This window comes from Streptomyces anandii JCM 4720 (assembly GCF_014650655.1).
Taxonomy (GTDB): Bacteria; Actinomycetota; Actinomycetes; order Streptomycetales; family Streptomycetaceae; genus Streptomyces; species Streptomyces anandii.
Genome location: NZ_BMVJ01000003.1, coordinates 147,406 through 161,581, shown reverse-complemented (window position 1 = coordinate 161,581; position 14,176 = coordinate 147,406). Strand labels below are relative to the sequence as shown.

Sequence of the window (14,176 nt, the reverse complement as noted above, 5' to 3'; positions counted from 1 at the left end):
GGTCGACCCAGAAGCCGACGGCGGAGCAGACGAAGTAGCCGACGCGTTCGGGAGCGAAGTACGACTCGATCTGGCGCTGGATGTCGCGCAGGCTGCCGTGCGGAAGGGCGTGGCACAGTCCGTCGAACAGCCGCTTGGCGTCCATGACCTCGGGCTGCCCGGTACGGGGGTTGACGCGCACGTTGCCCTGTTCGCAGGCGAAGCGGAAGATCCGGTCGTCGTCGAACTTGGCCAGGCACACCGCGATGCTGTGCGGCAGGACGGTGCCCTGGCGCTCGCCGCGCATGTTGATCTCGGTGGCCACCCGGCCCAGGACATCGGTGAAGAAGTCCGCGTTCTGCCGGGCGTCCTTGGTCAGCGGGCCGCCCTCGCCGTTGACCTGCCACTCCCTTACGGGGTCGACGACGTAGACCATGGCCCGGGAGCCCACGAAGTCCTGGATCAGCTGGTCGCCGAGGGCGGCGCCGGTCTGCGAGTGCAGGTCGAACGCCTCGCCGGGCATGTCGCGCACGCTGACCTGGAACTCGGTCAGATCGCGCTCCCGCTCGCCGCGGCGCCGGAAGACCGTGCGCCGGGCGCGGGAGTACCGGGTGCCGGTGAGGTCTCCGGCCAGGGTGAAGCGCACCGGGCGCTCGGGCCTCAGGGTGGCGTTGGGGAACGTGCGATCGCGGTACAGGACGCGGGCCAGTTCGCCGAGGAACCGCTGCGAGGCGTGGTCCGCCGGATACATGGTCCACTTGCCGTACAGCGGGTCCTGCACGGCCTTGGACACCGCGGCCAGCAGGGTCGACTTGCCGCTGCCCATGCCGCCCCAGAGGGTGACCGCCGACTCGGGCGGGGCGGCCCGCCCCTCCGGCTCCCGCGCGGCGGCTTCCTCGTTCTCGCGCTGGGCGGCGGCCTTACGGCCGTTCCTCGCGGACTTCTCGGCGCGGGCCGGCGCGGCCTCCTCGTCCAGCTTCTCCAGGAAGACGCTGGGCAGTTGCTCCGCCTCCGGCGCCGACCGGGGCGCGGGCGCGGCGGCCGCACGGGCCCGGCCGCTCACCGCGTCGTCCCTCCGGTCGTTCCGCCTGCCGTCCCTGCCGTCCCTGCCGTCCCTGCCGTCCCTGCCGTCGTCCCTTCTGTCGTCGCGCCGGCCGTCCGTCCGGTCCCTGGCGTCCTCCCGCCTGCCGTCCTTCCTGCCGTCCGGCGGTCCCGGGCGGGGGCGCGGGGGTGCGGACCCGTTGCCGGCCGCCGTGCCCGCGGGCGGGGCCGTCGGCGCGGGCGGGGGCAGGGCGGCCCTGCCGCCCACGAGGGTGGACCGGCCCAGTACGTCCAGCGGTCCCTGCTCCCGGTCCTGCTGCCCGCGCTCCCGGTCCCGCTTCCCGCGGTCCGGCTCGGCGTCCTTGTCGCGCTCGGGCCGCGCGTCGTCGTCGACCATGGCTGTGCTCCTGCTTGACGGGCGGCGGAGGGTGTCCGCCGTGCGTGGTGGTCCGGTCCGCGTTTTCGCGCGCACCGGCTGGTTGGGCGATGTCTTCGTCAGCCGGCCACGGCGTGCAGCCATTCGCCGGCGGTGCCGTCGGCGACGACCAGCCGGATCGGCGCGCCGTCCTGGGGCAGGCAGAGGGCCGGCGCCACGACGGCGGCGGCGATGAGCCTCGGGTCGTGCCCGGCGGTGAACCGTCCCTCGGTGCCGAACGCGTCCCAGGCGTGTGCCGCCCAGTGCGCGAGATGGGGTTCGCCCGCGAGGTCCTCCATCCAGACCGGTTCGTCCACGACGGCCACGCACGCCAGGCCGTCGTAGTGCCGGGCCGTCGCCAGAGCGGAGCGCCAGTCCAGCCGGTCCGGGCAGATGCGCACGGCAACGCCGCGCCGCAGCACCTGGGGCGGACGGGTGCGCGGATGCGGCGGGCGGGAGCCGACCACGAGCAGCACCCGGTGGCTGTCGGGCCGCCACAGGCGGCGCCAGGCGGCGAGCTCGTGCGGTACGTGTTCGAGGCCGGTGGCGAAGTCGTGCCGCAGTGGACTGGGGCGCCAGGCCGCCAGGCCGCGCACCGCGTCCGGCGCCGCCGCCATGCCGAGCCGGTGCACCACGGGCTCGTGCTCACCGGCCCGGTGCAGCGGGTCGTGGTCGCGGTATCCGAGCAGCCCGACCCGCAGGGTGTCCTCCGCGCCCACCGCCTCCGCCACGGCGTCCACCACGGCCGCGGCCTCCTGGAGCCGCTCCTCGACGACGGTGCCCCCGTCGACCTGGGGCCCGGCGATCTCCACGGCGACCATCAGGTCCACCGGGCGGGGCCTGGACAGCCGGCGCGGGGTGCCCGAGGCCAGGACGGCCCAGGGTGTGGGCTCGGACTCGTGCGGGCCGTCGTGGCGCAGCTCCACGCGGTGGCGGCCGCGCAGCTCGTAGCGGAGCGTGGTGCGCGAGCCGGGCGGGAGTTCGAGCCGGTCGACGCGCAGCGCCTGCCACCGCGACGGCGGCTCCTCGGGTCCGCCGGTGACCACGGTGGCGACACTCCCCTCGCCGGCCGCGCCGGGCGGCGGGGCGGTGACCGGGACGTGGGCGATCGGCCCGGCGGTGTGGTCGTCGGCGCGGGTGCCGGCCGCGAACAGCGGCCGGCGCACCAGGCCGACCGTCCCCGAGCCTCCGTCGACATGGGCGGCGGCGAGCCACACCGTGGTGCGCAGCGGCAGGGGGGCCACCAGGTCGTCCGGGGCCGCGGGCCAGTCGGCGGGCAGCCGCAGGCACAGCAGCGCGCCCGATTCCTCCCGCACGGCCTCGGCCGCCCGCTCCAGGGGCTGCCAGCCCGTGGCCCGTACGGCGAGCAGCAGGGGGCCAGTCGCGTCGTCGCGGTGCGCGCCGCGCACGAAGGCGGCCAGCGACTTGTGCAGCGCCTCGCCCAGACCGGCCGTGGCATGGCCGACGCCGCCGGCGAGCAGGAACAGACGCGCGGCTCTCTCCGGGGGCAGCACCCCGGAGGCGGGGGCGAGTTCCGTCCAGGCCGACTCGGCGAGCCGTATGACCTCGGGGCCGGTGGCGGCCGGGGCGTAGGCGAGGCGGGTCAGGCGCAGGCGCTCGCTGCCGACCTCCAGGACGTCCAGGGTCGGGAACACGCCGGCGGCGAGGCGCGTGAGGACCCAGCCGAGGCCCGCCCGGGACAGCCGCGCCCGCTCCTCGGCGAGCACGTCCTGCCAGGCCGAACCCCAGGCGCCGGGCGTGGGCCCGGCGCCCGTGCCGACGGCGGCCAGTGCGGCCACGCGGTGACGGACGGGCGGTATGGCGCGGCCGGAATTCCCGTCCTCGTACCCCACGTCTGCGGCTTCCCCGGTGTCGCGCGCGCCGGGCCCCGCGGTCAGCTGGTCCGCCACGCGGAGCGCCGCCCGCAGATCGGCCGCGCGGGCGTTCGGCCCGTTGTTCGAATGCACTGATCCCCACCCCCCGATACGGCCGGTGTGCCGCGACTTGGCGGCGCACGACCGCTGTTGCACGTGCATCAGGCATGGATGAGCCCAGGTGAGAAGGCGGCCACGACTGATCGCAGAACCCGGAATCCCCAGTCCGGTTGCGGATTCACATTATCGCCCGCTGAGCGGATGGGACCCGTATTCGTGAGCTTTTGTTGCCGCTTCTGGCGCGCGCACCCCGGAATGAAAGAAAGGGAGAGTAGTGATGTCGATGTATTTCGAGTGTCGATTGTTATTCGAATGATGAAGCGCCGTGAATGAAAGAAAATGACCGAAATTGATCACGCGCCGCGCGCGTCGATGGTGCCCGGGTGGGGTCAGGCCCTGGAAGGTGATCTGACGGAGTATCAGAAACGGTCTTCCGTCGTCCGGAGGACTGCGGCATCCTGCGCCCATGCAGACGGAGCTGAGCAGGAAACTGGGAGTCGAGCACGCCGTCTTCGGCTTCACGCCGTTCCCCGCCGTCGCCGCGGCCATCAGCCGGGCCGGCGGCTTCGGAGTGCTCGGCGCGGTCCGCTACACCGCCCCCGCCGACCTCGAACGCGACCTCGACTGGATCGACGCGCACATCGGGGACCGGCCGTACGGCCTCGACGTCGTCATGCCCGCGCGGAAGGTCGAGGGCGTCACGGAGGCGGACGTCGAGGCGATGATCCCCGAGGCGCACCGCCGGTTCGTGCGGGACACCCTCGCCAAGTACGGCGTGCCCGAACTCGCCGAGGGCGAGGCGGCCGGCTGGCGCATCACCGGCTGGATGGAGCAGGTCGCCCGCTCCCAACTGGACGTGGCCTTCGGCCATCCCGTCCGGCTGCTCGCCAACGCCCTGGGCTCGCCGCCCGCCGACGTGGTGGCCCGCGCCCACGAGCGGGGCGTGCTGGTCGCCGCGCTCGCGGGCAGCGCCCGGCACGCCCGCAAGCACCGCGAGGCGGGCATCGACGTCGTGGTCGCGCAGGGCTACGAGGCGGGCGGCCACACCGGCGAGATCGCGACCATGGTGCTCACCCCCGAGGTCGTCGAGGCCGTGGCCCCCCTCCCCGTGCTGGCCGCGGGCGGCATCGGCAGCGGGCAACAGGTCGCCGCCGCACTCGCTCTGGGCGCCCAGGGCGTGTGGCTGGGCTCGGTGTGGCTCACCACCACGGAGGCCGACCTGCACTCGCCCGCCCTGACCCGCAAGCTGCTGGCCGCCGGGTCGGGCGACACCGTGCGCTCCCGCGCCCTGACGGGCAAGCCGGCCCGCCAGTTGCGCACCGAATGGACCGACGCGTGGGACGACCCCGCCGGGCCCGGCGCGCTGCCCATGCCGCTGCAGGGGCTGCTCGTCGCCGAGGCGGTCTCCCGCATCCAGAAGTACGAGGTCGACGCGCTGCTCGGGACGCCCGTCGGCCAGATCGTCGGGCGGATGAACAGCGAACGCAGTGTCCAGGCCGTGTTCGACGACCTGACCCGCGGTTTCGAGCGGGCCGTCGACCGCGTCAACCGCATCGCCGGAAGGAGCGGCCAGTGAGCAGCACGCCCGAAGCGAACACGGGTGGTACGTCCGCCGCGGGCGCCGAAGCGGGCACCGGGGGCCCGACCGGAGCGCGCGCCGAGAACGCCGGTACGGGCACCGGCACCACGACGGGCACGCCCCCCAACGGCTTCTGGGCGCAGGCCGCCGCCGACCCCGGCCGCAGCGTCCTGGTCGCGCCCGGCGGCGAGGAGTGGACCGCCGGGCGGCTGCACGCCGACGCCAACCGGCTCGTGCACGGTCTGCGGGCCGCGGGGCTGGAGCGCGGCGACGCCTTCGCGGTGGTCCTGCCCAACGGGGTGGAGCTCCTCACCGCCTACCTCGCCGCCACCCAGGCCGGCCTCTACCTCGTCCCCGTCAACCACCACCTGGTCGGCCCCGAGATCGCCTGGATCGTCGCCGACTCCGGCGCCAAGGTGCTCATCGCGCACGAGCGTTTCGCCGACGCGGCGCGCCGGGCCGCCGAGGAGGCCGGTCTGCCCGTCTCCCACCGGTACGCGGTGGGCCGGGCCGAGGGCTTCCGCCCGTACCCCGAACTGCTGGACGGACAGCCTGAGTCGCCGCCCGCGGACCGCACCCTCGGCTGGGTCATGAACTACACCTCCGGCACCACCGGCCGCCCCCGCGGCATCAGGCGCCCCCTGCCGGGCAGGCCCCCCGAGGAGTCCTATCTCGGCGGCTTCCTCGGCATCTTCGGGATCAGGCCCTACGACGGAAACGTCCACCTCGTCTGCTCGCCGCTCTACCACACGGCCGTGCTCCAGTTCGCGGGCGCGTCCCTGCACATCGGGCACCGGCTGGTCGTGATGGACAAGTGGACGCCCGAGGAGATGCTCCGCCTCATCGACACCCACCGGTGCACGCACACCCACATGGTCCCGACCCAGTTCCACCGCCTCCTCGCCCTCCCCGAGGAGGTCCGCGCCCGCTACGACGTCTCGTCCATGCGGCACGCCATCCACGGCGCCGCCCCCTGCCCCGACCACGTCAAGCGGGCGATGATCGACTGGTGGGGCCGGTGCGTGGAGGAGTACTACGCGGCCAGCGAGGGCGGCGGCGCGTTCGCCACCGCCGAGGACTGGCTGAAGAAGCCCGGCACGGTCGGCAGGGCCTGGCCCATCAGCGAGCTCGCCGTCCTCGGCGACGACGGCACCCGGCTGCGGCCCGGTGAACTCGGCACCGTCTACATGAGGATGAGCACCGGCTCGTTCTCGTACCACAAGGACGAGGACAAGACCCGCCAGAACCGCGTCGGCGACTTCTTCACGGTGGGCGACCTCGGGTTCCTCGACGAGGACGGGTACCTCTTCCTGCGCGACCGCAAGATCGACATGATCATCTCGGGCGGGGTCAACATCTACCCCGCCGAGATCGAGGCGGCGCTGCTGGCCCACCCCGCCGTCGCCGACGCGGCCGTCTTCGGCGTCCCGCACGACGACTGGGGCGAGGCGGTCAAGGCCGTGGTCGAACCGGCCCCGGGCCACGAACCGGGTCCCGGCCTCGCCGCCGCGCTCCTCGACCACTGCGCCGCCCGCCTCGCCGGCTACAAGCGGCCCAGGAGCGTCGACTTCATCGCGGAGATGCCCCGCGACCCCAACGGCAAGCTGTACAAGCGGCGGCTGCGCGAGCCGTACTGGGAGGGCCGCAGCGGCAAGGGGTGAGCTCAGGGCCTGCGGGGGGGGAAGGGGGGGCCGCCATGCGCCCCCGCCATCGGCTCCCCGAGGACATCGGTCGTGGACATTGCTGCCCAATATTGATCCGTTCGGATGATGGTCGGCCGTCAACACTTGCGTGCCGGGAGCGACATCGGCGTCACTGGACACAGCCGTCAGTGCGCTGCCCATCCACTGCGGTGCCGCACGGGTCCCGATTTCTGTGGCCTGCGTGTGCGGTGACGTCAGGTGCTCTGCTCTCGTGCGGCCACGCGCGGGCGCACAGAGGTCGGTCAGAGGCAGCGATGGTCCAACGACGTTCCAGGTACAGGCGTTTCCCCATCGTCTTCGCGGCGGCGCTGTTTCCTGGTGTCTCCTTCGTGGTGGGCTCCGTGATCAGCCACGTGGCCGGTGTCGTGCAAGCCGCCTTCATCGCGGTCGGGGCCGCGTGCTCCAGCCTTGCCGCGTACCTGACCCTCCGTTCGAAGGCGGCGCTGGCGGATGCGGAGGTCCTGGCTCTCAGCGAGAACCTGTGCGCCGTCGTGGAGAACGTGGCCCGGCTCGCTCACGAATCCGCACCCGCCGGTGAGCTGAGAGTCCAGACGGTGGATTCGATCACCGCCCTCCTGGCGACGACCGTGGGGCGGAGCGCGCGATGCGCGTTCTACGCACTCGAGGCGGAAGGCCGGCGCCTGCACCGGCGGGGGCAGTACGGGGACGTGAGTCAGGCCCCCGAGGTGTACACCGCCGACGACCAGGACGGCAGGGACCTGTTGTGGGCTCTGGGACGCAGGACGACGATGAAGATCGTGGACACCCGTGCGACCTGCGGGTACCCGGTGATCAATCTGGGAGACGCATACCGGTCCTCGATCCTCGCACCCGTCCATGCGGGGGCCCGGCCGGTCGGGGTGCTCATCGTGGACGCACCTCAGGCCAGTGCCTTCTCGGACGTCGACGAGAGCATCGTGCGCCTCTTCTCGCTGCTTCTCGGGATCGTGCAGGGCACGGCGGACCGAGCGGCCGTCCCGGCGGCGCTCGGCCGGCCCAGGAGCCCGTCGGACGGGGGCGGCAGCGCAACTCCGCAGGAGCGGCAGGGGGACGAACGCGCCTGACTCCACCGCCCGGGCCGCCGGGGGCGATTCCCGTCTTCCGGCCGCAGGGGACGCGACGGCCGGGTCCCGCTCGCGGCGGAGGGCGGCCCGGCCGTGCCTACCCGACGCGGTAGCGGCTACGGCGCATCCCGGACGGGACGGCGCAGGGCCCAGAGCGCGACCGGGGCTCCGGCGGCGACCAGGGCGGCTGCCGCGCTCAGCCCCGCCTGGTACGCGGTCAGCGACGCGTCATGACGTGTCACGTGCCGGGCCAGACACCAATGCTGCACCGAGGTCATCACCGCGCCGACGAGGACGATGCCGAAGACTCCGGACAATTCCCGTGCCGCTCCGAACAGACCGGCCGCGAAGCCGGAGAGGTGACCGGGGGAGGCCTCCAGCGCACGGGTGGTCAGCGGAAGGGCCAATGACGAGCCCACGCCCACGGCCACCAAGCCGGGAAACATCCCGGCAGGCCCCCGGTGTCCGCTGCCGAGGGCGACCATCAGCAGCCCCAGGGCGACCATCAGCAGGCCCGCGGCGCAGACCCGGGCCTCTCCCCATCGCCTTGCCAGGGCGGCCACGAACGGAGTCGCGAGAAAGAGGGCCGAGAACACGGGAGTGAATGTCAGGCCCGCTCGGGTCGGGCTGAGCTGAAAACCATTCTGCAGAAACTGGGAGGTGTAGAAGGAAACTCCGGTCACGCCGAGACCCCACAGCAGTTGTGTGACAAGCCCCCCGCTGTAGGCCCGTTTCTGCATCAGTTCCTTGAGGGCCGGGTGGCGGCCGATTCCACTTCGGCACAGTGCAAGCGCGCTCACCGCTGCAGCGGCCTCGCACAGAACGACCACAGGACTTGCGAATCCGTGCGCCGGTCCCTGCACGAGACAGGACACCAGGGAAGTCAGCAAAAGGCATGCCCAGGCGATCGGACGACCCGGCACGGCGATTGCCGCCGGCCGCGGATGAATTCGTCGGCGGCCGGCCGGACCGGGCACGGCAACAGTGCTGACGAGGAAGGCGAATCCTCCCAGCGGGATGTTCATGAGGAAAATCCATTCCCATCCCAGATGCTGCGTGACCGCACCGGAGATCAGGGGTCCGCAGGCAAGGGCGCAAGCCAGCGTGGCTGTTGCCGCGCCGAAGACGGCCGTCCGCATCCTGGGAGGGATGTCGTGCGTCATCACCGCCAAGGACGCCGGCAGGACGAAGGCGGCGCCGATGCCCTGCAGACTGCGGAAACAGACCAGCGTCAGCCCCGTGCTCGACAGTGCGCAGCCCGCCGACGACAACGTGAACACCGCCACGCCGGTGAGCAGGGACCAACGCCGTCCCTTGGCGTCGGTCAACTGCCCGGCACCGAGCAGGGAGCCGGCCAGCGCCATTGGATACGAGGTCGCCACCCACTGCACGCCCGTGTCGCTCAGGCCGAGCCGGGCCTGCATCTCAGGCAGCGCGACGTTCACCACATTGTTGTCCAAGGCCGTCAGGAACGTGACACAGACAACGGTCACAATGACGCTCCACAGGCGAAGTCGGCTCATGATTTCTGCCCAATTCGACACGCCCGCCCAGCAGTACGAAGGCGGCTTCATCACATGCGGCCCGCGCCGTCGTGGCCCTCAGAGTCGCAATGCACGCACGACCGCTTCGAAAATCCAAGCCATCTGTATCACGAGATGCCGGGGCAACGGCCCTTGTCGGCGTGTCGCCGGAAAAGAACGAGCGCCGCGTGTTTCGCTGTTCGCGACTGTCGGCGGACCCGCTTCTCAACGCTGAAAAAGAAGGTTCGGTGAGCAAGTGCCAGCATCGGTGACGGATACACTCAGCCACCATCTCGCCCGTGCGGCCGCCCTGACACCCGACGAGACCTCCTTCACGTTCGTCGACCACGGCTCAGACACCGAAGGCGCGGCCTCCTCGCTGAGCTGGAGCGAGCTGAACGACCGCGTGCGTGCTGTCGCGACGGGTCTGCGCCAGGCGGGTGCGGAGGGCGAGCGTGTAGCCGTCCTTGCGCCGCAGGGGCTGGACTACGTCGTGGGCTTTCTCGCCGCGGCCCACGCCGGAGCCGTCGCCGTTCCGTTGCCCTCGCCCTCCCTGCCCGGTCATGCGGAGAAACTGGCCGCGGTACTCCGCGACGCGGCCCCGGCGGTGCTGTTGACCGTCGAGACCCAGCGCCGGCTCCTCTCGGACTTCTGCGAGGCACGGAGCGTCGGTCCGGGCTGCCGTATCGCCTCCGTGCGGGAACTGGTCCGGGCGCCGGCGGAGCCCGAAGCCGGGTCCTGCGGGGCACGACCCGACGACGTGGCGTATCTGCAGTACACCTCGGGATCCACGCGCATTCCCACCGGGGTGGAGATCACGCACGCCAATGTGTGCGTCAATGCCCGTCAGATCCTGGAGGCCTACGATCTTCGCCGGGGACACAACTGCACGGTGGGGTGGCTGCCGCTGTACCACGACATGGGACTCGTGGTGCAGGTCGTGCTGGCACTCGTCGGCCACATGCCCTCCGTCTTCATGGATCCGCTGGCCTTCATCCAGCAGCCGGCCCGTTGGCTCCGCCTGCTGAGCCGGCACACCGGAGCCATGACCGCCGCGCCGAACTTCGCCTACGACTACTGTGTACGGCGGCTCGACGAGACGGAGCGCTCCGAGTTGTCACTGGCGTCGGTCGCAGCCATGGCCAACGGCAGTGAACCCGTCTCACCCGCCACGATCGAACGCTTCCACGCGGCTTTCGCTCCTGTCGGCGTGACACGCACGGCTGTGCGGCCCTCCTACGGACTGGCGGAAGCCACGGTGTTCGTGTCCGCCTCACCCGCGGGCGAGGCGCCCACGGTCACCGCCTTCGACCGGGATGCCCTGGGAAAGGGCGTCGCCGTGCCGGCGGAACCGGGTGAACGTCCGGTGGCGGAACTGGTGGCCTGCGGCCGGCCGATCGGTCAGGAGGTCGCGATCGTGGACCCGGTGACACACCGGCGCCGGGAGGACGGCCGGATCGGTGAGATCTGGCTCTCCGGCCCGAACATCGGACGCGGCTACTGGGGACGCCCCGAGCAGAGCGAGGCCGCCTTCCGCGCCGTGCTGCACGGAGAGGAGGGGACCGGACCCTGGCTGCGGACCGGAGACCTCGGCGTGTGGCACGACAAGCAGCTCTATGTGACCGGCCGTCTGAAGGACCTGGTGATCATCGACGGGACCAACCACTACCCGCACGACATCGAAGAGACGGTCCACAGCGCACATCCGGCCATCCGGCCGCACCGCATCGCGGCCTTCTCGGTTCCCGGCCCGGAGGGAGAGCTCCTCGTCGTCGTGGCCGAGCACCACCGCCGGGCGAGCCCTGACGACACCACGGGGTCGCAGGTGGCGAACGCGGTGCGGGCAGCGGTCGCCGCGAGGCACGGCATCAATGTCCACGACTTCGTGCTGGTGCCGCCCGGCGGCGTGCCGCACACGACCAGCGGCAAGGTCGCCCGCGGCGCCTGCCGCGATGAGTACCTGTCACGAACGGGGAGCGCGGGCGCGAACACCTGAGAACCCACGTGAGGGCACGGCACGTATCGGCGCGCACGCAGGGAGACACAGATGGAAGCAGACAGGGAAACGGCGCCGGCGCCCGGGCGTGCCGGGACAGAGCCCGCCGAACTGCGGGCCGTCCTGCGCGCGCTCGTCAGCGAGGCCTGCGGCATCCGTGAGAACGAACTCGACGATGCCCGCCCCCTGGTGGACTACGGTCTCACCTCCCGTGCCGCCGTCGCGCTGTCAGGGAGTCTGGAACGCCGGCTGAACACACCGCTGCCCACCACACTGCTCTGGGAGGCGCCCACGATCGAACGCCTGGTGCGGCGCCTGGCGATGACCGGGCGCCCCCCGGGGCCGAACGGGCGGCAGTCCGCGCCCGGCGACCTCGCCGCCGTGGCGGCTCACGGCAGGGACCCCGACCGGCGCGACGAATCCTCGCCGGCGCGCTGCCCGATTGCCGTCATCGGCATTGGCTGCCGCCTTCCAGGAGGCGTCAATGGTCCCGAGAGCTTCTTCAAGCGTCTGCTGGCGGGCAGCGACCTCGTGGGTCACGTCCCCGGCCGGCGCTGGCGGGACTTCGCCACCGGCCCCGGTGCCGAGGAACTGGTGCAGCGGACGACCCGGCGGGGCGCCTTCCTCGACGACATCCAGGCCTTCGACGCGGACCACTTCGGCATCACTCCACGCGAGGCGGAGGTCATGGACCCCCAGCAGCGGCTGCTCCTGGAGGTCAGCTGTGAGGCGCTCGACCATGCCGGACGCCCCGCGTACAGCCTCCAGGGAAGCGACACGGGAGTGTTCGTCGGCATCAGTGCCCTGGAATACGCCCAGCTGACCACCGCCGACGCCACCCGGCTGACCCCGTGGACCAGCACCGGAGCCGCGGGCAGCATCGCCGCCAACCGGCTGTCCTATCAGTTCGACCTGCACGGGCCGAGCATCACCGTCGACACGGCCTGCTCCTCGTCCCTGGTCGCCGTGCACCAAGCCTGCCGGAGTCTGACCGAAGGGGAGTGCGGCACCGCGCTGGCAGGGGGCGTCAACGTCCTGCTCTCACCTATGGTCACGGCCTCGTTCGAGCAGGCGAGAGCGCTGGCCGCAGACGGCCGTTGCAAGCCGTTCGACGCGGCCGCCGACGGGATCACCCGGGGGGAGGGATGTGGAGTCGTCGTTCTCAAACGGCTCGAGGACGCCCAGCGCGACGGCGACCGGATCCTGGCTGTCATCAAGGGCACGGCGGTCAACTCCGACGGCCGCTCCGCCGGATTGATGGCCCCCAATCCCGCAGCGCAGGAGAGCATGCTGCGCGCCGCGCTGAGCCACGCCCGGATCGACGCCGGCGGCATCGACTACGTCGAGACGCACGGAACGGGGACCCTGCTGGGCGACCCCATCGAAGCCGGTGCCCTGGGAGCGGTACTGGGCCGTGGCAGACCCGACGACCAGCCACTGCTCATCGGTTCGGTCAAGAGCAACGTCGGCCACCTCGAAGGCGCGGCAGGCATCGTCGGTCTGATCAAGACGGTGCTGGCGCTGCACCATCGGCGCATCCCGCAGAGCCTGCACTTCCACGAGCCCAACCCGCACATCGACTTCACCGGATCGCGGCTGCGGGTCGTCACGGCACCCACAGCCTGGCCGAGGCGCGACCGCCCGGCCCGCGCCGGCGTCTCCGCCTTCGGGTTCGGCGGTACCAACGCGCACGTCGTCCTCGAGCAGGCGCCTTCGAATGCGCCGGCCGACGGCATGTGCCCGCCGCAGGGCACCCAGCACGACGACGGTCGTGAAGCCGCACCGCACGTGCTCGTCGTCTCGGCACGGACCCGGCAGCGCATCGGTGACGCAGCGGTCGCGCTGGCCCGTCGGACGGCGGCCGGCGAGGCGCCCGCGCTGCAGGACCTCGCGCACACCCTGGCCCGTCACCGGAGGGGACCGGTGACCGCCGCCGTCGTCGCACGAACCCATCGGGAAGCCACCGAACGGCTCGCGGCTCTGGCCCGTCAGGAAGAGGCGCCCGGGGTGCTGATCCCCTGCGCGGAGGACCTCGTCGACCGGTCGCCCGGCACCCGCCGGCCGGTCTTCGTGTTCTCCGGTCACGGTTCCCAATGGCCGGGTATGGGAGTGCGGCTGCTCGAGGACGACCCCTTCTTCGCCGCTGCGGTGAACGAGCTGGACCGCGTCTACGAGGAGCAGTCGGGGACCAGCCTCAGCCAGTTGCTCGTCTCACTGGCGCCCGACAGCGGCGCGGAGCACATCCAGCCCGCGCTCTTCGGAATGCACGTGGCCCTGGCCCGCACGCTGCGCGCCTACGGGGTGCGGCCGGCCGCCGTCCTGGGCCACTCCCTGGGGGAAGTCAGCGCCGCCGTCGTCGCAGGAGCCCTCGACCCGGCCGACGGCCTGCGGGTCGTCCTGAGCCGGTCGGAGCGACTGGCCCCCTTGGACACCGAGGGCGCCGGAGCGATGGCCGCCGTCGAACTGCCCGCGGAAGTCCGTGAACAGATGCTCGCGCGCTTCCCCGGTGTGGAGATCGCCGTGCATTCCTCCCCGCGCCGCTGCACGGTGGCGGGACCCGCACACCGCGTAGGCCAGTTGGTCGACGAGCTGACCGCCCAGGGCCGTGTCGCGCGTCTGCTGGGCGTCGGGGCAGCCGGCCACTCGGCCGCCGTCGATCCCGTTCTGCCCGGGCTGCGCGACGCTCTGCGCACCCTGCGCCCCCGCCCGGCGGACACCAGGTGGTACACCACCGTGCTCGAGGACCCACGGGCCCCCGTGACCGCGGACGGTGGGTATTGGTGTGCCAACGTGCGGCAGGCGGTTCGTCTGCACCAGGCGGTGGCGGCTGCCGCGGCGGACGGCAACGACCTGTTCCTGGAGGTCTCGCCCCACCCCATCGCCCTCGTCCCGCTCGGCGAAACTCTGGAGACGGCGGCCCGTGTCACCCCCGCACTGAGCCT

General features: G+C 72.3%; 7 protein-coding genes and 1 pseudogene. 5 read left to right on the top strand and 3 right to left on the bottom strand.

What is annotated here, in order from left to right; genetic code table 11:
- Together IE249_RS06705 and IE249_RS06700 are read right to left on the bottom strand one after the other, a co-directional pair.
- Positions 1-1,417 (bottom strand): annotated as a pseudogene (locus IE249_RS06705) (hypothetical protein); the annotation flags it as partial.
- A 98-nt stretch (positions 1,418-1,515) separates the two neighbouring features.
- Positions 1,516-3,402: a hypothetical protein gene (locus tag IE249_RS06700; RefSeq protein ID WP_189703837.1), complete on the bottom strand. Its 1,887-nt coding sequence runs from the start codon at positions 3,400-3,402 to the stop codon at positions 1,516-1,518.
- A 433-nt stretch (positions 3,403-3,835) separates the two neighbouring features.
- Between IE249_RS06700 and IE249_RS06695 the strand changes: the two genes are divergently transcribed.
- The 3 genes from IE249_RS06695 (at position 3,836) to IE249_RS06685 (ending at position 7,715) form a co-directional block, all read left to right on the top strand.
- Positions 3,836-4,945: an NAD(P)H-dependent flavin oxidoreductase gene (locus tag IE249_RS06695; RefSeq protein ID WP_189703836.1), complete on the top strand. Its 1,110-nt coding sequence runs from the start codon at positions 3,836-3,838 to the stop codon at positions 4,943-4,945.
- Between the two features lie 173 nt (positions 4,946-5,118).
- Positions 5,119-6,609 (top strand): acyl-CoA synthetase, encoded by a 1,491-nt coding sequence (locus IE249_RS06690; RefSeq protein WP_229857841.1) that lies wholly within the window; start codon positions 5,119-5,121, stop codon positions 6,607-6,609.
- A 383-nt stretch (positions 6,610-6,992) separates the two neighbouring features.
- A complete protein-coding gene (locus tag IE249_RS06685; RefSeq protein WP_189703834.1) occupies positions 6,993-7,715 on the top strand; it encodes a GAF domain-containing protein in 723 nt (240 codons plus the stop codon).
- Between the two features lie 116 nt (positions 7,716-7,831).
- Here the strand turns inward: IE249_RS06685 and IE249_RS06680 are convergent, their stop codons facing one another.
- Positions 7,832-9,238, bottom strand: a complete 1,407-nt coding sequence (locus IE249_RS06680; protein WP_189703833.1) for an MFS transporter — start codon at positions 9,236-9,238, stop codon at positions 7,832-7,834.
- A gap of 268 nt (positions 9,239-9,506) precedes the next feature.
- Here IE249_RS06680 and IE249_RS06675 point away from each other — a divergent pair, with 268 nt between their 5' ends.
- Together IE249_RS06675 and IE249_RS06670 are read left to right on the top strand one after the other, a co-directional pair.
- On the top strand, positions 9,507-11,234 hold the full coding sequence (locus IE249_RS06675; RefSeq protein ID WP_189703832.1) for a fatty acyl-AMP ligase: 1,728 nt from the start codon (positions 9,507-9,509) through the stop codon (positions 11,232-11,234).
- Positions 11,235-11,285: 51 nt separating this feature from the next.
- Positions 11,286-14,176 (top strand): type I polyketide synthase (locus IE249_RS06670; protein ID WP_189703831.1); only part of this gene is annotated, 2,891 nt, incomplete at its 3' end.